Origin of the sequence: Novimethylophilus kurashikiensis, assembly GCF_003112435.1 — a bacterium.
Taxonomy (GTDB): Bacteria; Pseudomonadota; Gammaproteobacteria; order Burkholderiales; family Methylophilaceae; genus Novimethylophilus; species Novimethylophilus kurashikiensis.
This window is the reverse complement of sequence record NZ_BDOQ01000024.1, coordinates 1-26,120: the sequence shown is the minus strand read 5'-3', so window position 1 is coordinate 26,120 and position 26,120 is coordinate 1. Positions and strand designations below refer to the sequence as shown.

Below are 26,120 nucleotides of genomic sequence, written 5' to 3'. Positions count from 1 at the left end.
AGCTGGCCGCCGTCTGTGCCCGTTTGGGTCGTATTCCCGCACCGGATGAATATTTGGCGATGGTGGGCGACAAATTGAGCAAGGATGCTTCCAGCATCTACCGCTACCTTAGCTTCGACCAGATGCCGGGGTATGCGCCCAAGAAGGTGATTCCTATCGTCGAGGCGGCGTAAGTACTCAATGCAAGAACGACAAAGCCGGCCTTGTGCCGGCTTTGTCGTATGTGTGAATGTGGTTTTTTAATTGTATAGTTCACACCACAACAATTTTTCGGGGCAAGCCTCGATGTATAAATTCGTCAAACGCTATTTCCGCCAATACTTGGTCTATGCCTGCGTGTTCAGCGCGTTCATCAATATCTTGATGTTGACGTTGCCGATCTACATGATGCAGACCTTCGACCGCGTGTTTACCAGCCGCAGCAACGAGACTTTGTTCATGCTGACACTGGCGGCGACGTTCGCGCTGGGTATTTCCTGGGCATTGGAGTTGTTGCGGGCGCGATTAATGGGAAGCGCCGGAGTGATCATGGACGAACACTTGGGCCGACGAGTGCTTTCCGGGGTGATCCGCCATGCCGCTCGGTTGGAAGGTAAGGATCACGCTCAGGGGCTGCGCGATGTGGCGGTAATGCGTACTTTCTTGACCGGGCAGAGTGCATTTTCGCTGTTCGATGCGCCTTGGGCCGTGTTCTACATGGTGATCATTTACCTGTTCCACCCGCTGTTGGGCGCGGTGGCAACAGTGGGCGCAGTGCTGCTGTTTGCACTGGCAGTGGCCAATGAAAAGCTGACACGCCAGCCGCTCCGCGATGCGAGCCAGGCACAACGCCGCTCCAGCCGGTTTATCGATGCCGCATTGCGCAATGCTGAGGTGGTCAGCGCGATGGGAATGCAGGCCGGGGTGGAGCGCCGCTGGCACGATTTCAACGCCGAAGTGATCGGCCTGCAAGGCACTGCAGCAAATCGCGCCCTGCTGATCACGACGACGACTAAAAGCCTGCGTACGCTGATCCAGGTGGCCATGATGGCAGCTGGGGCTTGGTTGGTGATCGACCAGCACGTCACGCCGGGCATCATGATGGCCGGGACACTGATTCTTTCCCGTGCCTTGGCGCCGGTAGAAACCGCCATCAGCACCTGGAAGCAGTTTGTCGAGGCGCGTGAATCGTTCGCCAACATGGATAAATTGCTGGCCGCCACCCATGCCGAGCAGGGCATGGAGCTTCCTGCGCCCAAAGGGCTTCTCCAGGCTGACCGCGTGACCTTTGCCGCACCCGGTACGCAGCGCATGACGCTGAAAGGCATTTCATTTGAATTGCAGCCCGGCGAAACCGTGGGCGTGATCGGTCCCAGCGCGGCGGGAAAATCAACGCTGGTACGCCTGTTGGTGGGCGTGTGGAAGCCGATGAACGGGGCCGTGCGATTGGATGGGGCCGACGTATCGACTTGGCCGCGTGAGCACATCGGGCAGTTCGTGGGCTATCTGCCGCAGGACGTCGAGCTTTTCGCCGGCAGCGTGGCGGAAAACATCTGCCGGCTGGGCGATCCGGCGACCAGCCACGAAGCGATTGTGAAAGCCGCCCAACTGGCCGGTGTGCACGACATGATTCTGCGCCTCCCCAAGGGCTACGACACGGAAATCGGTGAGAGCGGCACAGTGCTTTCCGGCGGCCAGCGTCAGCGTATCGCCCTGGCGCGGGCAGTGTATGGCGATCCGTGCTTGGTCATCCTCGACGAACCCAACGCCAACCTCGACGCCGAGGGCGAAGAGGCGCTGGCGCGCTGCATCCACGGCTTGCGGGAGCAGGGAGCAACCTTGGTGATCGTGACGCACAAACCCAGCGGGCTCACACAGGCTGACAAGATTCTGGTACTGCGCGACGGTGCGGTGGAGTTGTTTGGGCCGAGAACCGAGGTCATGGCGAAATTTGCACGGCCGGCGGGTGCGCCGCAGATGGCCGTGGTGAAGGAAGGTGGCAACAATGTCTGAGGCAACCACAGCCGCGCATCCGGGTTATCCCGATCCGCGCAAGCAGGCGCGCCAGGCTATCGTATGGGGCATGGGCTTGATCGCGGTGCTGTTCGGCGGGCTGGGCTCGTGGGTGGCTTTTGCACCATTGCACGGCGCAGTGGTGGCGCCAGGGCAGGTCAAGGTGGAGAGCAGCCGCAAAACGGTGCAGCACCTGGAAGGCGGGCTGGTGAGCGAAATCCTGGTGAAGGAAGGCGACCTGGTCAAGGCCGGGCAGCCGCTTATCGTGCTGGAAAGCACGCAGGTCGACGCCCAGTACAACATGTTGCGCGACCAGTTGGATGCCGAACTGGCCCATGCGGCGCGCCTGACCGCTGAAAAAAACAGCGCGGCGCGTATCACTTATCCCGAGGAGTTGCTGAAACGGAACCAGGAAACCAAGGTGGCCGACAGCATGCGCAACGAGACGCGCATTTTCGAAACACGACGCGAAACCCTTAACGGCGAAATCGGCCTGTTGCGTAATCAAATTGCCGAAGTGCAGGGCGAAATTACTCATCTCAATGCGCAAGTGGCCGCAAGCAACAAGAGTATCGGTTACCTCAACGACGAGTTGGCGGCGAACGAAACCCTGGCCAAAAAAGGCTTCGTCTCTGCCCCCAAGGTGTTGCAGCTTAAGCGCGGGCTGTCGGACGAAGAAGACAAGCAGGGCGAATACTCAGCCAATATCGCCCGCGCCAAGCAAAAGTCAGCCGAGTTGCAGCTCCGCATCGCCAGCCTCAAGGACGAATACGCCAAGCAGGCCAGCGACGAACTCAAGAAAAGCCAGGATCAGGTGTTCGATTTGCAGGAACGACTGCGTGTGCCCGAGGATGCCATGAAGCGTCAAACCATCACCGCACCGGTCGAAGGCCGGGTGGTCGACCTGAAGGTGCATACGATAGGCGGCGTTATTGCCGCGCGCGAGCCGCTGATGGACATCGTGCCACAGCAAAGCGGCCTGATCGTTGAGAGCAAGGTCAAGGTGGATGATATCGACGACCTGCAAATGGGCATGGGCGCCGAGGTGCGCTTGTCCGCTTTCAAGCAGCGCATCACGCCGTTGGTGAAGGGCAAGGTGGTGTATATCTCAGCGGACAGCCTGGTCGACGAAACCACACATGTGCCGTACTACAAGATGCACGTTCAGGTCGATGCTGCTTCGCTGAAGGAGGCCGGCAACAATGTGGGTTTGTACCCAGGCATGCCGGCCGAAGTTTATGTCATCACTCAGGAACGCACCGCGCTGGAGTATTTGTTGCAGCCGATCACTGATACCCTGCGTCGAGCGTTCCGCGAACCTTGACCGGTAGCGCAGGCGACCTGCCTACGCTCGCCACTCCTTGATCGATACGCAATTAGCTATCGTATTTCAATATTACGTGTCAATTGCTCTTCTTGACAAAGACCATTCCGCAGCGACTCTTGGTATCAATCCGTATTTACGCAGCATTAAAGCTCGACGTTAATCAATAAGGGTTTGTCCTGATTGGCATTGAAAATGCCGTGGCTATACTGGATTGCCAAGGGGGCTGCGGTTGCAATGGAAATACTGGTGCTAGGACGATGCGTGGTGGTGGGTGTGGTGGTGACGGCTTGTGCGGCACCTCAGACGCGGCAGGTGCAAGTGGATGATCGAGCCAATCAGGAAGAAATGCGGTTGCAGAACGCTTTAGCGTTTGAAGGATTGCTGAGTGACGACCTGCGCCTGCAAAAAATCGCTGCCAACCTCAAGCTTAAAGCAGCATCGTTGTGCGGTAACCTGGTGAGCAACGGCGTGGGCTTCTATGCCTTGAACCAGGATATGTTGCCCGAGCAATTCCGTGAGGCCGCCAAGGCCCAGGTGCATGTCGGACTACGACCTAGGGTGCTGGCCGTTTATCCAGGCTCCGCCGCAGAGGAAGCAGGGTTCCAGGTAGAGGACGAAATCATCGCCATTAATGACTGGATCATTCCGCATGGCGATAAAGCGGCTAAGACGGTAGCTGAGAAAACCGACGCACTGCTCAAGGACGGTAAGTTGCTCAACTTCAAGATTGACCGTAAGGGCATGGAGCAAACGCTGGCACTGGTACCTAGGAAAGAATGCGGTATTCCCGTGGTATTGAACGAGAGCGACGAATTGAACGCCTTCGCTGATGGCAAGAACGTGTTCATCACACGCGGCATGATGCGCTTTGCCCAGAGCGATACCGAACTGGCACTGGTGGTGTCGCACGAGATGGCACACGACACCATGGAACACATGAAGGCCAAGACCACCAACTATATCCTGGGGACCTTGGTGGATATCCTGTTCGCAGGCGCGGGAGCCAATACGCAAGGTGCTTTCGGCAATCTAGCGGCTGGTGCGTATTCGCAAGAGTTCGAGGCTGAGGCGGATTACGTGGGCATGTACATCATGGCTGCTGCCGGGCAGGACCTTGATAGTGCGCCAAAATTCTGGCGTCGTCTGGCTGCAGCTCATCCGGGTAGCATCAAGGCAAATTATTCCTCGACCCACCCGTCTTCGGCCTATCGATTGCTTGCGCTCGACAAGACGGTGCAGGAAATCAAGGATAAGCAGGCACGGGGTGCAACGCTTACGCCTGAGATGAAGCGCCCTTCTGTCCCTCCATCCTCGGCGGCAGGTAATTCCGTTCTCCAAGGCCCGATACAGTCAACTCAAGCTCAGCCTGTCCAAACACAGTCAACCAAGTTGATGTTGGCCGAAACGATCAGCGGCAACTTTAACGGCAAGGAAATTCCGACTACAGGTTTGGGCAGTTTGGTCAAACGTATCGGTATCAAGTTCACGCTAACCAATCTTAGCGATCGTGAACTTGTTGAAGTCGAAGGAAAGGTGAAGCTGCAGGACGATGCTGGGAAGGAAATCGGTACCGTATCGATCCATGCCGCTAATTCTATTCCCGCTGGCGAAAGTCTGGACATCGTCCAGTACGTGTACCCGTTGGTGTTTCCAGGTTACGCAAAACTACGAGATATCGATCAGGGTGTAATCCAAACAGAATTTGAATTCACTTCCGTCAAATTTATAGATGGAATTTTTATCAGAAAATAATAATTTTCTTTTAAATATTGCTTATCGGGGAGTATTGTCAGTTTCGCGTCAGTTTCGTTTTCTAAATTCGGATAAGGCCATCGGCTAAAAGGGGTTAAAAACAGCAGCAGCATAAATCAGGCGAGGCAGGGTCTTTCGTCCGGCATGCAGTTGAGGACGGATGAAAGGTGAGCAGTTATTAGGCTTGGGGGAGAACCATGATCCAGTCAAAAATAAATCGCAGCCTGATTTTGTTAGCATCGTTGCTCTCGTTGGTGGCCGCACTTCCGGCGCAGGCGGTGCCGAGTTTTGCCAGGCAGACCGGCGAAGATTGCGCCGCTTGTCATACCAGTTTTCCCGAGCTCACGCCTTTCGGCCGTAACTTCAAGCTGAACGGCTACACGCTGGGCGAACGCCAGATGTTGCCGCTGGCGGCGATGATGCAGTTTTCCATGACGCACATCGACAAGCAGACTTCCGACGGAAACAAATACATGATGCGGCAGAACGACCCGCAGTTCGACGGCGCGAGTCTGTTCCTGGCGGGCAAGATTTCCGACAATGCCGGCGGATTCATCCAGTGGACGTACGAAAACCTGGATCACCTGCGTAACGATGGCACCACTATCGCGCACCACAGTCATGTCGACAATACAGATCTCCGGCTCGTCGGCACGTATGACCTGTTCGGCCGGGATACGGTCGTGGGCTTGGTCCTCAACAACAACCCGACAGTGCAGGACGTATGGAACAGTACCCCAGCATGGGGATTCCCCTTCAATGGGTCCAAGCTGCCCGATGTTGGCGGACCGGGCGGCAGTCCGCTTCCTAGCGCTGGTACGCAAATCGACGGCGGATTGGCGCAGACGGTAGAAGGGCTGGGTGGTTATTTCTGGTGGGATCGTCATCTCTATGGCGAATTGTCTTTCTACGGTACGGCCGACGGTTTCTGGCGTCCGCTCAGCAAGGGCGCATGGTACAAGTCTACCGGACCCACCTTGGCGGGCCGCGACAATCCTTACTGGCGTCTGGCCTGGAACCAGGATTGGGGCGCACATTCGTTGATGGTGGGCACCTATGGCATGCGGGTCGATATGTATCCCGATCCTACCGTGACTTCCGGCCCTACCAATCGATTTACGGATACGGCGCTCGATGCTCAATACCAATACATTTCCGATCCGCACATCATCACCGCACAAGCCACCTATATTCACGAAAAACAGGAATACGCTGCCGGTGCCTTCGACCCGAGTTGCGCCGCTGCGGGAAGCGGTACACCGTGTAATAGTAGCGACACGCTAAATACTTTCAGGGCTAAATTGAGTTATCTGTACGACCGGAAGTACGGTGCGACCTTGGCTTATTTCCAAACCCTCGGCCGCGCCGATTTGGGCTTGTATAACGGGGCCAGCGCCAAGCCGGATACTCGCGGATATATCCTCGAGGCCGACTACAACCCCTGGACCAACGTGCGCTTTGCGCTCCAGTACACGGGCTACACCAAGATCAACGGGGGCAACAACGGCTACGATCCCGCCAGTCCGTCCCGAAAAGCGAGCGATAACAATACGCTGTTTCTTAATACGTGGTTCGCCTTCTAAGACTGGAGAATGCCATGATCACCCGTATCCTGTTTTTGCTGGGCCTCATCGTTGCCATGCCGGTCTTGGCTGCAGAAGAAGGCGCCAAACTCGACCGCCAGTTGTGCTCCATCTGCCATGGACCGGGCGGCACGACCAGTTCGGAACTCTTCCCCCAGCTAGCCGGCCAGCCAGCGCCTTATCTTATCAACCAGCTTAAGGGATTCCGCGATAAATCCCGCGCCGATCAAAACGCTAAGCGTTTCATGTGGGGCGTCAGTTCGCGGCTGACGGATGAGGACATCCAACACTTGGCGAGCTTTTACGAGCAGCAACCCCCATTGCACGGCACCGTGACCAATACCGCCGAGAGCCAGCTCGGTGCCAGAATATTCACGCAAGGCATGGCCGATAAGGGCGTTCCGCCCTGCATGTCATGTCACGGCGAGAGAGGCGAAGGGCATGGGGAGATACCTAGGTTGGCGGGCCAGCATGAGACGTATCTGAAGCGCCAACTCAAGGTGTTCTACGGCAACGATCGGCCGGCGGCCACGGCCATGCATGAGGTGGTCAAGGGGCTATCAGACGCGGATATCCAGGCGATTGCCCAGTATTTGCAAGCACAGTGAGTTCAAGCGTCAATAACAAGAGGAAAAACAATGGCGAGCGACAAGGATGACATTAAATGGCTGGCGGCACCGGAAGATCACGATTATCCGGCAGCGGAGTCTTATCTGGGGTTGATCTACGACAGTAACGAGGCCGCATCTTTCGTGCAGTTGTTGCACTCGGCACCTATCTCGGCTTTCAAAGCGAAGGATATTTTCCGGGCCTCTGGACTGTCATTGCTGGGTGTGAGCAACTCTCATGTAGAGAAGGACCGCAAGAAAATCGTGGGAGGCAAATCGCTCTCGCCCTTGCTGCTGGTGCGAGATCGAGTCAACGGCAGAGTGGTGATCGCGGACGGATACCACCGGCTATGTGCGGTCTACGAATACGACGAGGATGCTTTTATTCCTTGCAAGATCGTCTGATCGTCCTGCGTCCTGCATAAAAAGACGACGGGGATTTCTCCCCGTCGTCATCCAATATCCGAGCAATTGTTCGCAGCCTGACGCTAAGCGAAATTGAACGAGCCCATGGATTCGTTGGAGTCCAGCCGGCGCTTGCCCATGAAGCCGAGCAGTACCAGACCGGCCAGCATCATGGCGTAGGTGGAAGGCTCGGGTACGGCGGCGGTCATGCCGAAGAAGGTTTCATGGCCGCCAGTGGCGTCGATGGCGGTAGCCAGCAAGCCGACGCGGTTGGAACCATCCCAGAACGATTGTGCCTGGGCTGCCTGGGTGGAGTCCAGGCCGAACAGGAAGCCTGCCTTGCCGGTGCCGACGTCGGTGCTGGAGAAGCTGATCGGCGTAAAGGCGCCGGAATTCCACAGGGCGGTGCCGGTGGGGCTGTAGATGGTGGCCACCAGGTTCTGCAAGGTAATGCCATTGGTGTCGTTGCCCGGTTCGACCGGGTTGAACACGATGCGCAGGTCGGAGGCGGAGCTGCCGAAGGTGCTGAGCGCCAGCGTCTGGTTGATGGCCTGGGTATTGCCGCTGGTGACATCCATGCTGCCGTTCCAGCTTACCGACCCGGTCTCGGTGGTGGTGTTGGCGGGCGATGTTATGGTCAGCAAGGTGTTGACGGCACCCAGGCCCGTACCTGTCATATCGACGGGGCCGAGGTATTGCAATGTGGCGTTGGCGTTGCTGGCTGCAAAGGCGAGCGCAATGGAGCCTGCCACGGTTAGAAGCTTGGTATTCATGGATCCTCTCCTGCAAAAGGTTGATGTGGCTGCAGGATGACGGCGAAAGCGTCTTGGAGTTTTAAAGGCGCCTAGGGTCTTCCTGGCAAAAGCAGGGTAATCGCTGAGATTGGCTCGTTCTGTACGCTGTCGCGCACAAGTGGAACTTTTTAAAAGTGGGGACGTCGTCCGCTGAATCCCGACGTCCCGAGGGCTCGTTTAGTTGAGGTTGTCCGCTGCGGTCAGCACGACCTTGTCCGCGACGAAATTGACGTTGATGAATCGTTTATCGTCGCCCCAGGTGCAGATGCGAATGCCGAGCGCTTCGCTGCATTTGGTCGGCGCGCCGATGATGGCTTTCACTTCGTCGTAGCTCATGCCGTTCTTGATCTTGCCGTAGTTTTCTACGGTGAGACGGTTGCATGCGGCCAGCAGCAATACGAGGCCGACTAGGCTTAAGATGCGGATCATTTTCATTCGACCACCCCGCAAGCCACGCGTGGACCGCCGCCGCCCAATGGTTTGGGATCATCGCTGTAGTTGTCGCCGCCGGCGTGGATCATGAGGGCATGGCCCTTGATATCCGTCAGCTTGAGATGCGGGGCGAGTAATTGCTTCACTGCCTCGCCGTTGTCGTTCACTTCCAGCGCGGGCAGGTCGCCGGCATGGCCGGAGCCTTCCGGGCCGGTGTGTTTACCCGATTTGTTCGGATCGTAATGGCCGCCCGCTGCGTGTCCTGCCGTCATCACGCCATCCTTGTCGGCCGTTTCGCAGCTCGGTTTCTCATGCACGTGAAAACCATGCAGGCCAGGCGTCAATTCCCCGAGGTCCGGGTCGATGAGCAAGCCTTTTTCTGAATCGGTGAGCTTGACCGTGCCGATCATCTTGCCGACGCCGGCATTGCTGATGGCGCGGATGATGACGTATTCCTCGTCGGCTTGCGCCAGCAGCGGCGAGGCAAGCATCGCGGCGAGGAGGGCCGAGAGTAGGGCGGAGCGGGTATGCATGAGAATCTCCTTGTGATTGTTGGCTGGATTATAGAGCAGGGCGAGTTCAACAGTGCAGGGAGCGTTGAACTGCGCGGTGTAATTTCAAAGGCGAGGCAAGTGGTCAACGCCGATGGGGCGGATGCGTTATTGGTCCGTGCATTTCGCATATTTTCCCAAGGAGATTGCAATGAACAAGTTGATCGGTTTTTGTGCTGCGTCGCTTTTGGCAGTGATTTCCATGAACGTTAACGCGGCCGACCCTGAGCCGCCCATGGGTCATGGCCGCATGCTGGAGCAGGCCGACACCAACCACGACGGCAAGGTCAGCCTGGAAGAGTTCAAGGCGGCCCACGAGAAACGCGTGGAAGCCATGTTCAAGAAGATCGATGCCAACGGCGACGGTTTCATCGACAAGGACGAAATGCGCAAGGCGCGCGAAGCGATGCATGAACGCATGCACGAGCGCATGGAAAAACGGCAGGGCATGCACGACCAGATGCACGACACCAAGCCGCAGTAACGGCATCCTTAAATACCCCGGATGCGCGGGTGGTGTCATCCGGGGTAAGATTCGGCATTACATAAGAGAAGTCTGTTTTTCAGAATGTCCGACCACCATCATTCCCACGCGCATTCTCATCCTCACGAGCACCACGATCATCATCATGGCGGTCAGCTAAGCCTGGCGTGGCCGATTGCGCTGACGCTGGGATTTGCCGTGGTCGAGGCAGTGGGCGGCTGGATGACAGGCTCGTTGGCCTTGCTGGGCGATGCCGGACACATGCTGTCCGACGCCGCGGCACTGGGGTTGGCCTGGCTTGCCGCACGCATCGCGCTGTTGCCCGCCACCAAACGGCATAGCTACGGCCTGGCGCGGATCGAAGTCATCGTCGCGCTGGCAAACGGGTTGTTCATGCTGGCAGTGGTCGGCGGTATCGTCATCGAGGCCGTACACCGGTTTTCCGAGCCGCAACCGGTCGCGGGCAAGGAGGTGATGGTAATCGCCTTCATCGGCCTCCTGGTCAACATGGCTGCTGCCTGGCATCTGCACAAGGGCGAACACAGCATTAATTCACGCGCGGCTTTGCTGCATGTCATGGGCGACATGCTGGGCTCGATTGCCGCGATTGTGGCTGGCGCGGTCATCTATTTCACCGGCTGGACGCCCATCGACCCGATTCTTTCCCTGGTCATCTCGCTCCTTATTGTCGGCTCAACGTTTACTTTGCTGCGCGAGGCTGTGCATGTGTTGATGGAGGGGGTGCCCTTCAATATCGACCTGCATGAGGTCCAGCAAGCCATGGACAACGTCGAGGGCGTATTAACAACACATCACGTCCACATCTGGATGCTCTCGTCGGGGCGGATCGCATTGTCGGCGCATATCGTGGTGCATGACCTGCAAGGCTGGATGCGAGTGCTGCCAGCCCTCCGGCTTATGTTGGAGGAGCGCTATGGCATCAATCACGTCACTTTGCAGCCTGAGACGGAGCAGTGGCTGAAAGAGCATCCGGAAATGAAGCTGGATTGCTAGATTTGCCGAACTAATAAATCAAGGTTGCTGCTTTTCCTCGGGGGGGCCGTGGACAAAGATAAAACAGTTGCAATCGATTCCGGCGTGAATAACCGGCTTAACGGTTTCCTTCGCCTAGGGCTTCGGGCTTTGAGCCTGGTCATCGCATATTATCTTGCGGCCAGGTTCAGCATGGCGTTCACGACTTCTCCCGATGGCGTTGCCGTCATCTGGTTGCCCAATGCCTTCCTGCTGGTGGCCTTGTTGCTCAATCGAGGGCGACATGCCTGGATGCTGTTGCTCACGGTTTTTGCCGAGGTTGCGGCCGATATCCCGGTTTTTCGCTGGTATGAGGCAGCCATCATTAGCGGGGTGAATATTACCGAGGTGTTCATTACCTACGGCCTATTGCGATGCTTGGGCGTGTTGCGACTGGAACGCCTGGAATCTCAAGTGCGTTTTCTGGTGGCCGGGCCGTTGATCGGCGCTTTCATTGGGGGTCTGCTAGGCGCGGTGGTAATCAAGTACTTTCATGGGGCTGAAGAAAGCTATCTCTCGATCGCAAGAGTGTGGTGGTTCGGCGATGCCCTGGGGCTACTCGTCACCACCCCGCTGCTGCTAAGTATTTTTCACCATGGAAAAGTCCGTTCGTTGGTCGTCCGCCGTGATTATCTGGCGGGATATCTAGCCTTGATCGCAGTCTTGGCAATCTATGTCAGCCTGATCGTCATCTATAAAGATGTCTTGCTGACCCCTGCGATACTGTTGCCCCCCATGCTGTATGCGGCGCATCGGTTGAAGCTTGGTTTTGCCACGGTTTCCGTCGCACTGACATCCTTGACGCTGGCGATATTGGTCACGGCCGGCGTGCCCTTGTTCGGCGACGCCCGGCTGATCGTCGGGATTCTGCATGCCCAGGAGTTCATTTTCATCATGAGCATCATGAGCCTGGGTTTTGCGGTATTGATGGCAGAAATCGAACAGCATAAGTATCAACTCGAGCAGCGAGTGGCCGACCGCACCCGGGAGTTGGCCCAGCTTAACCAGCAACTGACATTGATGGCCCAGACCGATGCCCTGACGGGGTTGCTCAACCGTCGGGCAATTTTCGAGTTGGCGACGCAAGATGTCGATCGATGCCTGCGCTACGGAAGACCGTTGGCGATCCTGATGCTCGATGTGGATATGTTCAAGTTGGTCAATGACCAGTACGGCCATCAGGTCGGGGATGTCGTGTTGGCGCGAGTCGGACGCGTGCTGCAAGAGTCTTTGAGAACCAGCGATAAGTCGGCTCGCTACGGTGGGGAAGAATTTATTGTAGTGGCACCGGAGGCTAACGAGGCCACTGCCAGCGAACTCGCCGAACGGCTGCGTGAAATTGTTGCGGGGCAGACGATTCAGGCAGAGGGGTACGAGATAAAAATCACGGTAAGTATCGGTTTTTCACTGCTGCGGCAAGGAGACGATTTTGCCCAGTTAACCAAACGCGCGGATGAGGCTTTGTACCTGGCGAAAAGATACGGGCGTAATCGAGTTGAGAAAGCTTAACCGCAACAACTGACATCAGGCATGACTTCTGCACTTAAAGACTGGGATATTTTTTGCGCTGTCGTGGATAACTACGGCGATATCGGCGTGTGTTGGCGATTGGCGCGACAGCTGGTGGCTGAGCACGACATTTTTGTTCGGCTATGGGTTGACGATCTCTCCAGTCTGCAACGCCTGTGCCCTGAAGCCTTGCCGGAACTCGATGTGCAGCTGTTGTCTGGGGTGGAAGTACGACAATGGCGAGATGTATTCCCTGAGGTTGTGCCGTCGGCTGTGGTTATTGAGGCTTTTGCCTGTGAGCTGCCTGAAAACTACGTGGCGGCAATGGCTGAATTGCCGGTGAAGCCACTCTGGATCAATCTCGAATACCTGAGTGCAGAAAGTTGGGTTGCGGGATTCCATGCCGGCACCTCGCGGCATCCTTCCTTGCCGTTGACCAAGTATTTCTACTTTCCCGGATTTACCCCAGAAACCGGCGGCCTGTTGCGAGAGAAAAACCTGGGGCAGGGCTTCGATGCGTTGGATTTCTGGCAACGCCACGGTATTCTGCAACCGCAGCCCGACGAAGTGCGCATTTCCTTGTTCGGCTATGAAAACCAGGCCGTTCCCAGCCTGCTTAAGACTTGGGCGAGCGGCCCGCAGCCGGTGACTTGCTTGCTGCCGGAAGGACGCATCGCGGCCGATGTCTACGCATGGTTCGGCGCTGCCGTGCCTGTAATGAGACGTGGCAACCTCACCGTGCGCGTGATGCCCTTCCTGGCACAGGACGAATACGACCAACTGCTATGGGCATGCGATTTCAATTTCGTACGCGGTGAGGATTCCTTTGTTCGCGCCCAATGGGCAGGAAAACCGTTTGCCTGGCACATTTATCCGCAGCAGGACAATGCCCATTGGCCCAAGCTAAACGCCTTTCTCGATTTGTATTGCCAGGGATTGCCTGCGGATGCAGCGGCAGGTCTGGGAGACTTCTGGCACGGGTGGAATCGAGGAACGGATGTATCCCAGACCTGGTCTGAATGTTGGAATAAACGGGCGGATTTCGAGCAGCACGCTCGTCGCTGGCGCGATACGCTCGAGGCTCAGGACGACCTTGTGCAGAAACTGGTATTTTTCTGTAAAAACAAGGTATAATCCGCGCCTTTTGGATGTTTGGCGACCGTCCCGTTGCCATCTTTAGGAAGCGAAAGTTATGAAAACCGCACAGGAACTCCGCGTAGGCAACGTCGTCATGGTGGGCAACGACCCGCTCGTCGTGCAAAAGACCGAATACAACAAGTCCGGCCGTAACTCTGCCGTGGTGAAGATGAAGTTCAAGAACTTGCTCACCGAAGCGCCGAGCGAAAACGTCTACAAGGCTGACGACAAGTTCGAAGTCGTCGTACTCGACAAGAAGGAGTGCACCTATTCCTACTTCGCCGACCCGATGTATGTGTTCATGGACGCCGAGTACAACCAGTACGAAGTTGAAGCCGAGAACATGGGCGATGCGATCAACTACCTCGAAGACGGCATGGCTTGCGAAGTCGTGTTCTACAACGAGAAGGCGATCTCCGTCGATCTGCCGAACTCTGTCGTTCGTGAAGTGACCTACACCGAACCCGCCGTCAAGGGAGATACCTCCGGCAAGGTCATGAAGCCCGCGAAGATCTCCACCGGCTTCGAACTGCCGGTTCCGCTGTTCGTTTCCACCGGCGACAAGATCGAAATCGATACCCGCACCGGCGAATACAAGAACCGCGTGAAGTAACAAAAAACGTAGCGCAGGCCGAGCGCCTGCATTGCGAAAAAGGCAGCCGATTGGCTGCCTTTTTGTTTTTCCGAATGGCGTTTTTCCTGATGCAGCGCTTACAATCGCCGTTTTAGCTGGATACCGATCACAAGCATGACCGCTTTCAACCCCGACTGCCGCCTCTGCCCCCGACTTTCGACTTTCCTCGATGAAGTCAAAATTGAAAACCCCGGTTACTTCTGTCGCCCCGTGCCTCCTTTTGGTGCAGCCCAGCCGCGGCTGCTCATTGTGGGACTGGCGCCGGGATTGAACGGTGCAAACCGCACCGGTCGCCCGTTTACCGGTGACTATGCGGGCGTTTTGCTGTATTCGACCTTGCAGCAGTTCGGATTCTCGACTTCCGGCGAGCCTTTGGATGCTTCGGGTTGGGCGAACCCTGAACTTAACCTGATCGACGCCCGCATCACCAATGCCGTCAAATGTTTGCCGCCAGCCAACAAGCCTGAAACTTCAGAAGTGGTGACCTGCAATGGCTACTTGGCATCCGAGTTGGCGGGGTTGCCGCAAGGTTCGGTAGTGCTAGCTTTGGGTAACGTGGCACATGCTGCGGTGCTGCGCGCATTCAAGCTCAAACCCAAGGATTATGTGTTCGGCCATGGGGTGCGGCACGTGCTCCCCAATGGGCGCGTGCTTTATGACAGCTACCATTGCAGCCGCTACAATACCCAGACGAGGCGCCTGACCGAGGACATGTTCCATGACGTGTTCAGGCATATCCGCAACGAACTGGAGGATTGACGATGCCTTATATCAACGTCCGTCTCGCCGGCAACCTGACCCGCGAGCAGAAGGAAAAGATTGCGCAGGAAATCACCGAAACCATGCAGCGCCACGCACACAAGCCACCTTCCTATACTTATATCACCTTCGATGAGGTGGAAATGGAAGACTGGGCCATCGCCGGCAAGCTGCTGGGTTAAGCCCGAGTAGGAACGCGGGGAGGGCTTTCGGGTCTTGTGGAAGTGCTCTCCGCCTTAATCTTTAGTATATGTTCGACGCCAAAACCGTACTTAAAAGCATCCCCGATCTTCCCGGCGTTTATCGCATGATCAATTCGGCCGACGAGGTGATCTACGTCGGCAAGGCGCTCAACCTCAAGAAGCGCGTTTCATCGTATTTTCAGAAGAATATCCCTAGTCCGCGCACTCGCATGATGGTGTCGCAGATCGCCCGCATCGAGACGACCGTCACCGGCTCCGAGGCCGAAGCGCTGCTGCTTGAGAACAACCTGATCAAGAGCTTGATGCCGCGGTACAACGTGGTGTTTCGCGACGACAAGTCCTACCCCTACATCATGCTTTCGGGCGACCGTTTTCCGCGGCTGGCTTTCCATCGCGGATCGCAGCAGAAGCCGCATCAGTATTACGGGCCGTTTCCCAGCGCTTTGGCGGTGCGCGAGAGCATCCAGCTGCTGCAAAAGGTGTTCAAGCTGCGGACTTGCGAGAACACCGTGTTTTCCAACCGTTCGCGTCCTTGCCTCCAGCACCAGATCGACCGCTGCACGGCGCCCTGCGTCGATTTCATCTCGGAAGACGATTACAAGCGCGACGTATCGCATGCCGCCATGTTCCTGGAAGGCAAGGAACAGCAGGTGCTGGACGATTTATCCGAGAAAATGATGGAGGCCGCCGAGCAGCAGGAATACGAGCTTGCCGCAGTCTATCGCGACCGTATTCAGAGCCTGCGACAGGTGCAGCAGCGCCAGTTCGTGACCGATTTCCGCAGCGGTGACGCCGACGTGGTGGCCTGCGTGATCGAGCACGGCGCGGTGTGCGTCAATCTCGTAATGATCCGCGGCGGGCGTCACCTGGGCGACCGCAGCTTTTTCCCGAAAAACGCCGAGGGCTGTGACGAAGCCTCTGCGCTCATGGCCTTTCTCGAACAGCATTACCTCGACCGTCCCGTGCCGCCGCTCATCATCACCGGTGTCGCATTGGAAGACAGTGAAGTGCTGGAGGCGTTGCTCACCGAACAAACACGCCGCAAGGTGCAGATCAGTGCCTATGCCGGCGGCGATCGCCGGGTTTGGCTGAAAATGGCGCAGACAAACGCCGAAATCGCCCTGCGTCAGCATTTGGCCCAGAAAGCCACGCAAGAAACGCGTCTGGAAGCCCTGCGCGAGGCGTTGGAACTGCCCGAGAGCACCCAGCGCATCGAGTGTTTCGATATCAGCCACACCATGGGCGAGGCGACGGTTGCAAGCTGCGTGGTGTTCGACAAGGGTGCCATGCAGAACTCCGAATATCGCCGCTACAACATCGAAGGCATTACGCCGGGCGACGATTACGCCGCCATGCGTGACGCCTTGACGCGCCGCTACAAGAAGATCGCGGCAGGCGAGGGCAAGGTGCCGGACGTGATTTTCATCGACGGCGGCAAGGGGCAACTGGGCATCGCCGAGCAGGTGATGATGGAGGTCGGCCTGCCCGGCGTGATTTTGCTGGGCATCGCCAAGGGCGAGGAGCGCAAGCCCGGCCTGGAGCAGTTGTTCTTCCCCGATCGCGAAGAGCCGCTGCGCGTGCCGGCGGATAATCCCGGCTTGCATTTGTTGCAGCAGATTCGTGACGAAGCCCACCGTTTCGCCATCACTGGCCACCGCGGACGCCGCGCCAAGGCGCGCACGCATTCTTCGCTGGAAGATATCGACGGCGTGGGCGCCAAGCGGCGGCAAAAACTCCTGGTGCGCTTCGGCGGGTTGGCCGGTGTGCGCAATGCCAGCATCGATGAGCTTGCGCAAGTGGAAGGGATCAGTGAAACTCTCGCACAGAAAATTTACGAAGAGCTGCATTAGCTCCCACTTTTGATCATGCGCTGGAATATTCCCAATTCGCTGACCCTGCTGCGTATCCTGATGATCCCGGTGTTCGTCGGGCTGTTTTATCTGCCCGACCCCATATTGTCGGCGCACGACCGCAACGTGTTCGCCACGGCGGTGTTTGCGTTGGCCTCGATTACCGATTGGCTGGATGGCTACCTGGCGCGTCGCCTCCAGCAGACCTCGGCGTTCGGCGCTTTTCTCGATCCGGTGGCCGATAAGTTGATGGTTGCGGCGGCACTGATCGTGCTGGTGGAATTCAACCGAGTCGGGGCGGTGATTGCGCTCATTATCATCGGACGCGAAATTGCCATTTCCGCCTTGCGCGAGTGGATGGCGGGCATCGGTTCGCGTTCCAGCGTCGCAGTGGCGAACATCGGCAAGGTGAAGACTGCATTGCAGATGGCAGCCATTTTGTTCCTGCTGTATTTCGATCCACTGGCGGGGGTGAATGTGGCGCTGATCGGCAGTTTGCTCATGTACGCAGCGGCATTGTTGACGCTGATTTCAATGGCATATTACCTGCGTGCGGCGTGGCCGATGATGCGGGAAAAATAGGCGTCTATCTCAATCATCCCCTAAAGACGAATCGCCCCGGATACCAAGAAAGGCGCGGGGTTGTCAACGGAATTAATTGCGGCGGCGGCGGCCGAAATTGTTGACACGAATCCAAAAAGCCTTAAAATGGCGGCTCTTTCGATGCGGGAATAGCTCAGTTGGTAGAGCGCAACCTTGCCAAGGTTGAGGTCGCGAGTTCGAGACTCGTTTCCCGCTCCAGGTTTTCAAAGACGGGGAAAGTTCTCTTTCCCCGTTTTAATTTCGAAAGTGACTAGGTTTGCAGCGGCCTGCAAAGTTTTACTGAAGCAGGTCACTTTACGGCGCGTTAGCAAATCGGTTATGCACCGGATTGCAAATCCGTAGAGGCCGGTTCGACTCCGGCACGCGCCTCCAGATATGTGGTGACAAGAAATACGCGGGAATAGCTCAGTTGGTAGAGCGCAACCTTGCCAAGGTTGAGGTCGCGAGTTCGAGACTCGTTTCCCGCTCCAAATTAAAAAAGGGAAAGCATCGTGCTTTCCCTTTTTGTTTTTCTGCTCCTGCCATCGAATCAAGCCACCGGGTTTATCCAGGTGACTTTATATCAAAGAATTCACTTTTCGACGGCTTCACGCACCAACTGCTGGAACGCTTTCAAGGGCACCGGCTTGCTGAACAGATAACCTTGGTAATGCGTGCAGCCGTAGCTCAGCAACACCTGCTTCTGTTCCTCAGTCTCAACACCCTCCGCAATGAAATCCAGTTCCATGCTTTGCGCCATCGCGATGATGGTCCGCACGATGGCCTCGTCGTTGCCGTCCTTCACAATGTCACGCACGAAGTTCTGATCGATCTTGAGTTGATCCAACGGTAGTCGTTTCAGGTATTGCAATGACGAATAGCCAGTGCCGAAATCGTCCAGGGAGAATTGAATCCCTAGCGCCTTCAATTCCTTCATCGAGGCAATGATGCCATCGGTATTGTCGAGCAGCATGCTTTCCGTCAGTTCCAGCTTGAGCCGGGCTGGATTGACGCCGTATCGACGCACGCACTCTTTAACCTGACGTACGAAATTGGCCTGGTGGAATTGGCGGGCGCTGACATTGACTGACAAGGTCAGCGCGCTCAACAACGGATTCTGGCGCCAATTGCCGAGTTCGATACAGGCTGCCTCCAGCACCCACTGACCGAGCGACAAAATCAGTCCGGATTCTTCAGCGAGCGGGATGAATTCCTGCGGCTGCACCACACCGCGTTGGGGATGCAGCCAGCGTACCAGCGCTTCTGCTCCCAACACGCGGCCCGAGCTATGCATCTGGATCTGGTAATACAGCTCGAACTGATGATGCGCAATGGCTTCACGCAGTTCGTTTTCCAGTGCCGCACGGAGATTGATGGTCTCCTGCATCTCGGGATCGAAAAAGCTCAAGGTGTTGCGCCCGGCTTTCTTGGCCTGGTACATGGCGATGTCGGCCTGTTTCAACAGCTCGTCGACGCTATGGATGTGATCGCTAAACAACGTAATCCCGATGCTAGGGGTGCTGTGGTAAGTGTGTGTGCCAAGCCGATACGCGCGATTGAGCCGGTTCAATATCTTCGCGCCGATCAATTCTGCCTGGGCTGCCGCCTCAAGTGCCTGTGGACTCATGTCTTCCAGCATCACCACGAATTCGTCGCCGCCCAGCCGAGCCACGGTGTCGCCTTCGCGCACGCAAGTGTTGAGGCGTTCTGCCACTTGCTGCAACAGCTTGTCGCCGATGTCGTGTCCCAGGGTGTCATTGAGCGTCTTGAAATGGTCAAGGTCGAGGAACAATAGGGCGCCGTGACTACCGTTACGCGTGCTGGAGGCCAACGCTTGCTGCAAACGGTCGATCAGCAGCCGGCGATTAGGCAGGTGGGTCAGCGGGTCGTAGAAAGCCAGCCGCTCGATTTCCTCGGCTGCAGCCTTGCTGTTGGTGATATCGCTGAATGCCGCAACGTAATTGGCAAGATGCCCCTGGTCGTCCTTGACGGCCGTGATCGTAAGTCGCTCAGGATAAATTTCGCCGTTCTTGCGGCGGTTCCAGATTTCTCCGGCCCATGAACCGTGTTGGCGAATGCTGTCCCACATCGCGGCGTAGAACGCGCGGTCATGCCGCCCGGAACTTAACAGCGATGGATTCATGCCGACGACTTCTTCCGGCGCATACCCCGTAGTCGCGGTAAAAGCTTTATTGACCCGCAGGATTTTTCCCTCGGCATCGGTCACGATCATGCCTTCCTGCGATTCGAATGCAGTGGCGGCAATTCGGATTTCCGCCTCGACCCGTTTCCGTTCGGTGATGTCGCGCGCAATGCCCAGCACGCCGATCAGTTGGCCATGACTGTCACGCATCGGCGTCTTGATAGTTTCCAGCAATTCGCAGTGTCCGTCTGCGAATGTCACCCACTCCTCTATATAAGTCGGCTCATTCACTTTCATGGCCCGACGGTCGTCAGCCAGGAATGCCTCGGCGACGGATTGCGGCACGAAATCGTAATCGGTCTTGCCGACGATTTCTTCTTCACGTGCGCCGAACATGCTTTCGAAACGCGGATTGCAGGCGAGGTATACCCCGCCCACGTCTTTAAGCCAAACCAGATCCGGCAATGCGTTGACCAATGTGTGCAGGAACGCGCCCTCGGCCAATTGCTTCAAATCCAGCAGGCTGCCGGCCATCGTATTGGTGAGGTCGTGCTCGGCAATCATCCCCACCATCAACCCGTCGTTATCCACCACGATCAGGTGCCGCACCTTGGCACCCAGCATGGTTTCCGCAGCTTGATTTATATTGGCATCCAGCGAAACCGTCAGCACCGGCGAACTCATGACATCGCGTACTGCGATATCGGTGTGATCTGTGCCGTGGGCGAATAGACGGACAATGTCGCGCTCGGTGACGATACCGATCGGTCGTTGATTGTCGACCACCACCACGCAGGTATCGTGGTGTGCCTGCATCTGGGCCATTGCATTGGCAAGCCGGCTTTCGGGCGAAACACTGAATACCGCGCGACTCATCACGGTTGCCACCTGGCGGCGGCCGGTGAGGGCTGCAAGATTGAACTGCAGACGAAAATCGGTTTCGCTCACCAGACCGACCAGTTTGTTCTGGTCATCGACCACGATCATGTGACGTACGCCGTCGCGCAGGCAGACCTGATATCCGTCCAGGCAAGACATTCCTGCCGGCACGGTAACCACCGGCGCAGTCATGATCTCGCGCAACGTCGCTTCGGGAGAAAGGCCCGATTGCATTGCAGCAATCACATTGGTTTCGGTGACGATGCCGAGAGGAATGGCATCATCGTTCATCACCACGATGGAGGAAATGCGGCGCTGCGTCATGACGGCCGCCGCATCGCTCAGCTTGGCATCCGGCGCCAGGTGGATGACGTTGCTACTGGCGATATCCTTGAGCGGGGAATTGCTTCTAAGGTTATAGCTGATATCGGCCTGGGCAATCATGGGTTCTATTCTTGGATTAAGCGGCTAACGCCGACAAAAAATTTATTAGTGCTGCATGGTAATCAAATATTAACCATGAAACAAATTACAGTTATTGGGGGCATTCAATACAAAACTCAATGATTTGGCGAAAGTGCCGTTATTAAGACTGAGCAGACATGGTTTGCTCACCTCCATGTTAAAACTCCGCGGCAGTTCACCCTGCCGCTTTTTTTTTGCCTGCGCCACTCTGGTGATTCGTTGCACCACGATGATGCGCCGCAGTTTCCCTTTTCCCCATCCGGCCTTTGAAAAGTGTCCCCTATGTGCACGTTTTACGTTTTTTAATAATGACTTATAAGATGTGGCATAGGTGTTGCTTTTTGTTGGGCGTGACTACCGAACACCATTACAAGATCAAACACAACATCAAAGTCATGCTTGTGGATGAGAACCAGGAGCGTACGGTTCCTCTCACGCAGGTGTTGAGTGAAGCGGGTTACCAGGTGATCGCTTATATCTCGGATATGGCCGATCTTAATAAAGAGGTCGCTAGGCTGAACCCCGATGTCATCATCATCGACATCGATTCACCCAGCCGCGACACCCTGGAGCACATCGCGGTGGCAAGTAGGGACGATCCGCGCGCCATTGTCATGTTCACGCATGACGGCGATACCGAGAAAATCCGGTCGGCGACGCGGGCGGGTGTCAGTGCCTATGTGGTGGGCGGCATCAGCAACGAACGGCTGAAGCCCATCATGGATGCGGCCTTGGCGCGGTTCGACGAATATCGCGGGTTGCGGTTGCAGCTCGATGTGGCCAACAACAAACTGGCCGAGCGCAAGGTGATCGAGAAGGCGAAAGGCATCTTGATGCAGCGCCGTAGCGTCACCGAAGACGAGGCCTACCAGGCCCTGCGCAAGATGGCGATGGACCGTAACGAACGTCTCGGCGAAGTGGCGAGGCAAGTGGTCGAGGCGGCCCAGCTGCTCGGCTAAGGCAGGACAACAGAATTCAACTGCTGCGCCCAACGGTGGGTGCGGCAGGCAGTACCAGGAACAAGCAGGGCAACGATGGCCCTACCGGACAAAGGCGTCCATTCCCAGCGATTTTCGGATCGCGCGGAATGGGCGCCTTTTTGTTTTCCGGCACAGATTTTTAAACATTGTTTTTAAACATCCTCGAAAGGAAATGTAATGAGCGTTAAAGCAGAAACCGCCGCAGAATCGGGTCCGCATAATCCGCAACGCCGCAATTTCATCCGCATGAGCGTGGCTGCCATGGGTGCCTCCGCCATGATGGGGCTGGTGCCGGAAGAAGTGCGCACGTCGGCCTGGGCAGCAGGCAAGGACACGCCGGAAAAAACCGAAGTGAAGATTGGCTTCATTCCGTTGACCGACTGTGCGCCGATTGTGGTCGCCGCCGAAATGGGCTTCGACAAGAAGTACGGCATTAAGATCGTGCCTTCGAAAGAGGCCTCCTGGGCCGGCGTGCGCGACAAGGTCGTCAACGGCGAATTGGATGCGGCACACGTGCTGTACGGTCTGGTATACGGCGTGCAGCAAGGCATCGGCGGCCCGCAAAAAGACATGGCCGTGCTGATGACGCTCAACCACAACGGCCAGGGCATCACGTTATCCAACCAGGTGCGCGAGAAGGGCGTGACCGACGGCAATAGCCTGAAGCGTCTCATCGATAACGAAAACCGCGACTACACCTTCGCCCAGACCTTCCCCACCGGCACCCACGCCATGTGGCTGTATTACTGGCTGGCGACCTACGGCATCAACCCGATGAAGGACGTCAAGACCATCGTGGTGCCGCCGCCGCAAATGGTTGCCAACATGCGTGTCGGCAACATGGACGGTTTCTGTGTTGGCGAGCCGTGGAACGCCCGTGCCATCTTCGACAAGATCGGCTACACGGTCGCCACCAGCCAGGACATTTGGGCCGGTCACCCCGAGAAAGTGCTTGGTACCACGGCCGAGTTCGTGCAAAAGCATCCCAACACTGCCCGCGCCATGATCATGGCCGTACTCGATGCCTGCCGCTATATCGACGCCACCGCCAATCGCGCTTCGGTCGCCAAGCTCATCAGCAGCAAGTCCTATGTCAACGCACCGGAAGAAGTCATCGCCGGCCGCTTCGTGGGCAGCTACGACAACGGTAACGGCAAAAAATGGCAGGACCCCAACTACATGAAGTTCTTCGAGGACGGCAAGGTCACGTTTCCTTACCTCTCGGACGGCATGTGGTTCCTCACCCAGCACAAGCGCTGGGGCATGTTGAAGACCGATCCCGACTATCTCGCCGTGGCGAAAAAGGTCAACCAGATCGACCTCTACACCGAAGCCGCCGGCCAACTCAAGATTGCCGTGCCCAAGGATGCCATGCGCAGTTCCAAGTTCATCGACGGCACCGTGTGGGACGGCAAGGATCCGAAAGCCTACGCCGCCGGTTTCAAGATCAAGGCTTAACCTCGGGAGTCCATCATGAGTAACGTCGTTGCATTGAAACAGACCGAGGCCGTTGCGCCTCCTGTCGAGGCCAAGCCAGCCGCGCCTGTTGCTTCCCAGCCAGTGGAAGCAGTACCTACCGGCTACCAGCGTGCCAAGGCGCCGGAATGGGTGGTCAGCGGATTGCGTCATGGCTTGCCGATGCTGCTTGGCATCGTGCTGTTCATCGGCTTGTGGGCGATCATCGCCAAGGTTTCCGGCAACCTGCCGGGGCCGGCGAAAACCTGGGAGTCCGCCAAGGTCGTATTTTCCGACCCGTTCTACCGCAACGGGCCTAACGACCAGGGCATCGGCTGGAACATCCTCAACTCGCTGTCGCGCGTCGGCATCGGGTTCGGCATGGCGGCACTGATCGGCATTCCGCTCGGTTTCGCGTTGGGACGCTTCCGCATCCTGGGCGATATGGCGGCGCCCATCATCGGTATCCTGCGCCCGGTTTCGCCCCTAGCTTGGTTGCCCATCGGCTTGCTGGTGTTCAAGGCGGCGAATCCGGCCGCCATCTGGGTGATCTTCATCTCCAGCATCTGGCCCATGGTGCTCAACACCGCGACCGGCGTGCAGCGGGTTCCGCAGGACTACATGAACGTCGCCCGCGTGCTGAACCTGTCCGAATGGAAAGTCTTCACACGCATCTTGTTCCCGGCTGTACTGCCGCACGTGCTGACCGGCGTGCGCCTCTCCATCGGTGTGGCGTGGCTGGTGATCGTCGCCGCGGAAATGCTGACCGGGGGCGTGGGCCTGGGATTCTGGGTCTGGGACGAATGGAACAACCTCAACGTCGAGCACATCATCATCGCGATCTTCGTGGTCGGCATCATCGGCCTGGCGCTGGAACAAGCCCTGTTGGCGCTCGCCAGCCGCTTCCGCACTGAATAAGGAACCCCATCATGGAAACGACATTGGAAAGAACTGAAAAGTACGTTCAGATCGAAAACGTGAACCAGGTGTTCGACACCAAGCGCGGCCGCTTCGTCGCCCTGGAAAACGTCAACCTCACCATCAACCGCGGCGAATTCGTCTCCGTCATCGGTCACTCCGGTTGCGGCAAGTCTACGGTGCTCAACCTCATCGCCGGCCTGTTGCTGCCCACCAGCGGCGTGATGCTGTGCGCCGGCCGCGAAATCGCCGGCCCAGGCCCCGAGCGTGCCGTGGTGTTCCAGAACCACTCGCTGCTGCCCTGGCTCACCTGCTACGACAACGTCTACCTCGCCGTGGAGCGCGTATTCGGCAGCCAGGAAGGCAAAGCCAAACTAGTCGAACGCACCAAGGCTGCGCTGGCGCTGGTCGGCCTCACCCATGCCGAGCTCAAGTATCCGGGCGAGATTTCCGGCGGTATGAAGCAGCGCGTCGGCATTGCTCGTGCACTCGCCATGGAACCCAAGGTACTGCTCATGGACGAGCCGTTCGGTGCGCTCGACGCCTTGACTCGCGCCAACCTGCAGGACGAGCTCATGAAGATCGTCGCCGCCACGCAGAGCACCGTGGTCATGGTGACGCACGACGTCGACGAAGCCGTGCTGCTCTCCGACCGCATCGTGATGATGACCAACGGGCCTGCCGCCACTGTCGGCGAAATCCTGGAAGTCGATCTGCCGCGTCCGCGCAACCGCCTCGCACTCGCCGAGGACGCTCACTACAACAAGCTAAGAAGCGAAGTGCTCAAGTTCCTGTACGAGCGCCACGCCCACAAGCTCGCTGCATAACCATCCACATTAATTCAACATCAAAAGGGGAAATACACAAATGAAGCAAACCCATATCGCGCTGGCTGCGGCCTTGATGGTCAATGCGCTGCCGGTCTTGGCCGAGGATGCGGCGCCTACGCCGCCTGCACCTAGCGAATACACCTTGCTGGACGCTATCAAGACCGGCAAGCCCATGACCAGCTTCCGCCTGCGCTACGAGGATGTTTCGCAGGACGGCTTGGGACCCGCTAATACTTCAGCGGCCAATAATGATCTACAAGATGGCAAAGGCACCACACTGCGCAGCCTGATCGGTTGGCAGACCGCGCCGTTCCACAACTTCAGCTTCGCCGCGCAGTTGATCGATGTCAGCAAGTTCCAGGACGACTACAACGACAGCACTAACGGTACGCTGATTAACGGCGTCTCCAACCAGCCCGACAAGGTGAAGTACGCCAAGATCGTCGACCCCGACTACACCGGCGTGAACCAATTGTATTTGGACTGGACCGGCATCAAGAACACGCGTCTGCGTATCGGCCGTCAACAAGTCAATCTGGATAACGTGCGCTTTGTCGGCGATATTGGCTTCCGCCAGGTGATGCAGGTGTTCGACGGCGAATCGCTGCTCAACAAATCCTTGCCCGATACCCAGATCTTCCTCGCGCACTTCAACCGCGTGCGGCAGATCACCACGGTGCTGCGCGACGACGGCAGCCTCAACATCGCCAACGTCAAATACAGTATTTCGCCCACGGAATCCGTCGTCGGCTACGCCTATCTGTCCAGCTTCGAAGACCTGGGCCTGGGCCGCGGCTGGTTCGGCAACGCTGCTAC

At 57.2% G+C, this 26,120-nt stretch carries 24 protein-coding genes and 3 tRNA genes; 23 read left to right on the top strand and 4 right to left on the bottom strand.

Annotation, left to right across the window (positions count from 1 at the left end; all coding sequences use genetic code 11):
• The first annotated feature begins 285 nt into the window (after positions 1-285).
• From NMK_RS17865 to NMK_RS17840, 6 genes are all read left to right on the top strand, one after another.
• Entirely contained in the window at positions 286-1,992 is a 1,707-nt protein-coding gene (locus tag NMK_RS17865; RefSeq protein ID WP_109017132.1) for a type I secretion system permease/ATPase, read from the top strand.
• Positions 1,985-3,316 carry an HlyD family type I secretion periplasmic adaptor subunit gene (locus tag NMK_RS17860; RefSeq protein WP_109017131.1) on the top strand — a complete coding sequence of 444 codons (1,332 nt, stop codon included), beginning with the start codon at positions 1,985-1,987 and terminating at the stop codon, positions 3,314-3,316. Before NMK_RS17865 ends, NMK_RS17860 begins: the two co-directional genes overlap by 8 nt.
• Before the next feature lie 195 nt (positions 3,317-3,511).
• Entirely contained in the window at positions 3,512-5,071 is a 1,560-nt protein-coding gene (locus tag NMK_RS17855; protein ID WP_109017130.1) for a M48 family metalloprotease, read from the top strand.
• A gap of 197 nt (positions 5,072-5,268) precedes the next feature.
• Complete coding sequence (locus NMK_RS17850; RefSeq protein WP_227871565.1) at positions 5,269-6,654, top strand: hypothetical protein; 1,386 nt, start codon at positions 5,269-5,271, stop codon at positions 6,652-6,654.
• 14 nt (positions 6,655-6,668) lie between these two features.
• A complete protein-coding gene (locus NMK_RS17845; protein WP_109017129.1) occupies positions 6,669-7,262 on the top strand; it encodes a c-type cytochrome in 594 nt (197 codons plus the stop codon).
• Positions 7,263-7,292: 30 nt separating this feature from the next.
• Positions 7,293-7,667: a hypothetical protein gene (locus NMK_RS17840; protein ID WP_109017128.1), complete on the top strand. Its 375-nt coding sequence runs from the start codon at positions 7,293-7,295 to the stop codon at positions 7,665-7,667.
• Between the two features lie 83 nt (positions 7,668-7,750).
• Here NMK_RS17840 and NMK_RS17835 read toward each other — a convergent pair whose 3' ends face one another.
• The 3 genes from NMK_RS17835 to sodC form a co-directional block, all read right to left on the bottom strand.
• Positions 7,751-8,440, bottom strand: a complete 690-nt coding sequence (locus NMK_RS17835) for a PEP-CTERM sorting domain-containing protein (RefSeq protein WP_227871564.1) — start codon at positions 8,438-8,440, stop codon at positions 7,751-7,753.
• A 198-nt stretch (positions 8,441-8,638) separates the two neighbouring features.
• Positions 8,639-8,896 carry a hypothetical protein gene (locus NMK_RS17830; RefSeq protein WP_109017127.1) on the bottom strand — a complete coding sequence of 86 codons (258 nt, stop codon included), beginning with the start codon at positions 8,894-8,896 and terminating at the stop codon, positions 8,639-8,641.
• Positions 8,893-9,426, bottom strand: a complete 534-nt coding sequence (gene sodC / locus NMK_RS17825; protein ID WP_109017126.1) for a superoxide dismutase family protein — start codon at positions 9,424-9,426, stop codon at positions 8,893-8,895. Before sodC ends, NMK_RS17830 begins: the two co-directional genes overlap by 4 nt.
• A gap of 169 nt (positions 9,427-9,595) precedes the next feature.
• On the opposite strand from sodC, the gene NMK_RS17820 reads away from it, so the two are divergent.
• The 12 genes from NMK_RS17820 (at position 9,596) to NMK_RS17765 (ending at position 18,125) form a co-directional block, all read left to right on the top strand.
• On the top strand, positions 9,596-9,928 hold the full coding sequence (locus NMK_RS17820) for an EF-hand domain-containing protein (protein ID WP_227871563.1): 333 nt from the start codon (positions 9,596-9,598) through the stop codon (positions 9,926-9,928).
• Positions 9,929-10,012: 84 nt separating this feature from the next.
• Positions 10,013-10,942 (top strand): cation diffusion facilitator family transporter, encoded by a 930-nt coding sequence (locus NMK_RS17815; RefSeq protein WP_109017124.1) that lies wholly within the window; start codon positions 10,013-10,015, stop codon positions 10,940-10,942.
• 48 nt (positions 10,943-10,990) lie between these two features.
• Complete coding sequence (locus tag NMK_RS17810) at positions 10,991-12,469, top strand: sensor domain-containing diguanylate cyclase (RefSeq protein ID WP_146187239.1); 1,479 nt, start codon at positions 10,991-10,993, stop codon at positions 12,467-12,469.
• A 21-nt stretch (positions 12,470-12,490) separates the two neighbouring features.
• Positions 12,491-13,603 (top strand): elongation factor P maturation arginine rhamnosyltransferase EarP, encoded by a 1,113-nt coding sequence (gene earP, locus NMK_RS17805; protein ID WP_109017122.1) that lies wholly within the window; start codon positions 12,491-12,493, stop codon positions 13,601-13,603.
• A 58-nt stretch (positions 13,604-13,661) separates the two neighbouring features.
• Positions 13,662-14,219 (top strand): elongation factor P, encoded by a 558-nt coding sequence (gene efp, locus NMK_RS17800; RefSeq protein WP_109017121.1) that lies wholly within the window; start codon positions 13,662-13,664, stop codon positions 14,217-14,219.
• A 135-nt stretch (positions 14,220-14,354) separates the two neighbouring features.
• Complete coding sequence (locus NMK_RS17795; protein WP_109017120.1) at positions 14,355-14,999, top strand: uracil-DNA glycosylase; 645 nt, start codon at positions 14,355-14,357, stop codon at positions 14,997-14,999.
• Positions 15,000-15,001: 2 nt separating this feature from the next.
• Complete coding sequence (locus tag NMK_RS17790) at positions 15,002-15,181, top strand: tautomerase family protein (protein WP_109017119.1); 180 nt, start codon at positions 15,002-15,004, stop codon at positions 15,179-15,181.
• 68 nt (positions 15,182-15,249) lie between these two features.
• The gene (uvrC, locus tag NMK_RS17785; RefSeq protein ID WP_109017118.1) at positions 15,250-17,052 is read left to right on the top strand and encodes an excinuclease ABC subunit UvrC; all 1,803 of its coding nucleotides are present in this window, start codon (positions 15,250-15,252) and stop codon (positions 17,050-17,052) included.
• Positions 17,053-17,067: 15 nt separating this feature from the next.
• On the top strand, positions 17,068-17,634 hold the full coding sequence (gene pgsA, locus NMK_RS17780) for a CDP-diacylglycerol--glycerol-3-phosphate 3-phosphatidyltransferase (protein WP_109017117.1): 567 nt from the start codon (positions 17,068-17,070) through the stop codon (positions 17,632-17,634).
• Positions 17,635-17,777: 143 nt separating this feature from the next.
• Positions 17,778-17,853, top strand: a tRNA-Gly gene (locus NMK_RS17775).
• A 100-nt stretch (positions 17,854-17,953) separates the two neighbouring features.
• Positions 17,954-18,027: transfer RNA gene (locus tag NMK_RS17770), tRNA-Cys, on the top strand.
• 22 nt (positions 18,028-18,049) lie between these two features.
• A tRNA-Gly gene (locus NMK_RS17765) sits at positions 18,050-18,125 on the top strand.
• 101 nt (positions 18,126-18,226) lie between these two features.
• Here NMK_RS17765 and NMK_RS17760 read toward each other — a convergent pair.
• Complete coding sequence (locus tag NMK_RS17760) at positions 18,227-21,100, bottom strand: EAL domain-containing protein (protein WP_109017116.1); 2,874 nt, start codon at positions 21,098-21,100, stop codon at positions 18,227-18,229.
• Between the two features lie 371 nt (positions 21,101-21,471).
• Between NMK_RS17760 and NMK_RS17755 the strand changes: the two genes are divergently transcribed.
• From NMK_RS17755 to NMK_RS17735, 5 genes are all read left to right on the top strand, one after another.
• Positions 21,472-22,080: an ANTAR domain-containing response regulator gene (locus NMK_RS17755; protein ID WP_306419356.1), complete on the top strand. Its 609-nt coding sequence runs from the start codon at positions 21,472-21,474 to the stop codon at positions 22,078-22,080.
• Positions 22,081-22,362: 282 nt separating this feature from the next.
• Positions 22,363-23,559, top strand: a complete 1,197-nt coding sequence (locus NMK_RS17750) for a CmpA/NrtA family ABC transporter substrate-binding protein (protein ID WP_370849099.1) — start codon at positions 22,363-22,365, stop codon at positions 23,557-23,559.
• A gap of 15 nt (positions 23,560-23,574) precedes the next feature.
• The gene (ntrB, locus tag NMK_RS17745; RefSeq protein ID WP_109017113.1) at positions 23,575-24,474 is read left to right on the top strand and encodes a nitrate ABC transporter permease; all 900 of its coding nucleotides are present in this window, start codon (positions 23,575-23,577) and stop codon (positions 24,472-24,474) included.
• Between the two features lie 11 nt (positions 24,475-24,485).
• The gene (locus tag NMK_RS17740) at positions 24,486-25,301 is read left to right on the top strand and encodes an ABC transporter ATP-binding protein (protein ID WP_109017112.1); all 816 of its coding nucleotides are present in this window, start codon (positions 24,486-24,488) and stop codon (positions 25,299-25,301) included.
• Positions 25,302-25,341: 40 nt separating this feature from the next.
• A partial coding sequence (locus tag NMK_RS17735; RefSeq protein ID WP_181376339.1) for an alginate export family protein occupies positions 25,342-26,120 on the top strand: 779 nt, incomplete at its 3' end.

Coding starts and splice junctions, on each gene's coding strand:
- NMK_RS17865 (WP_109017132.1), top strand. CDS start 286: ATGTATAAATTCGTCAAACGCTATTTCCGCCAATACTTGGTCTATGCC.
- NMK_RS17860 (WP_109017131.1), top strand. CDS start 1,985: ATGTCTGAGGCAACCACAGCCGCGCATCCGGGTTATCCCGATCCGCGC.
- NMK_RS17855 (WP_109017130.1), top strand. CDS start 3,512: ATGCCGTGGCTATACTGGATTGCCAAGGGGGCTGCGGTTGCAATGGAA.
- NMK_RS17850 (WP_227871565.1), top strand. CDS start 5,269: ATGATCCAGTCAAAAATAAATCGCAGCCTGATTTTGTTAGCATCGTTG.
- NMK_RS17845 (WP_109017129.1), top strand. CDS start 6,669: ATGATCACCCGTATCCTGTTTTTGCTGGGCCTCATCGTTGCCATGCCG.
- NMK_RS17840 (WP_109017128.1), top strand. CDS start 7,293: ATGGCGAGCGACAAGGATGACATTAAATGGCTGGCGGCACCGGAAGAT.
- NMK_RS17835 (WP_227871564.1), bottom strand. CDS start 8,440: ATGAATACCAAGCTTCTAACCGTGGCAGGCTCCATTGCGCTCGCCTTT.
- NMK_RS17830 (WP_109017127.1), bottom strand. CDS start 8,896: ATGAAAATGATCCGCATCTTAAGCCTAGTCGGCCTCGTATTGCTGCTG.
- sodC (WP_109017126.1), bottom strand. CDS start 9,426: ATGCATACCCGCTCCGCCCTACTCTCGGCCCTCCTCGCCGCGATGCTT.
- NMK_RS17820 (WP_227871563.1), top strand. CDS start 9,596: ATGAACAAGTTGATCGGTTTTTGTGCTGCGTCGCTTTTGGCAGTGATT.
- NMK_RS17815 (WP_109017124.1), top strand. CDS start 10,013: ATGTCCGACCACCATCATTCCCACGCGCATTCTCATCCTCACGAGCAC.
- earP (WP_109017122.1), top strand. CDS start 12,491: ATGACTTCTGCACTTAAAGACTGGGATATTTTTTGCGCTGTCGTGGAT.
- efp (WP_109017121.1), top strand. CDS start 13,662: ATGAAAACCGCACAGGAACTCCGCGTAGGCAACGTCGTCATGGTGGGC.
- NMK_RS17795 (WP_109017120.1), top strand. CDS start 14,355: ATGACCGCTTTCAACCCCGACTGCCGCCTCTGCCCCCGACTTTCGACT.
- NMK_RS17790 (WP_109017119.1), top strand. CDS start 15,002: ATGCCTTATATCAACGTCCGTCTCGCCGGCAACCTGACCCGCGAGCAG.
- uvrC (WP_109017118.1), top strand. CDS start 15,250: ATGTTCGACGCCAAAACCGTACTTAAAAGCATCCCCGATCTTCCCGGC.
- pgsA (WP_109017117.1), top strand. CDS start 17,068: ATGCGCTGGAATATTCCCAATTCGCTGACCCTGCTGCGTATCCTGATG.
- NMK_RS17760 (WP_109017116.1), bottom strand. CDS start 21,100: ATGATTGCCCAGGCCGATATCAGCTATAACCTTAGAAGCAATTCCCCG.
- NMK_RS17750 (WP_370849099.1), top strand. CDS start 22,363: ATGGGTGCCTCCGCCATGATGGGGCTGGTGCCGGAAGAAGTGCGCACG.
- ntrB (WP_109017113.1), top strand. CDS start 23,575: ATGAGTAACGTCGTTGCATTGAAACAGACCGAGGCCGTTGCGCCTCCT.
- NMK_RS17740 (WP_109017112.1), top strand. CDS start 24,486: ATGGAAACGACATTGGAAAGAACTGAAAAGTACGTTCAGATCGAAAAC.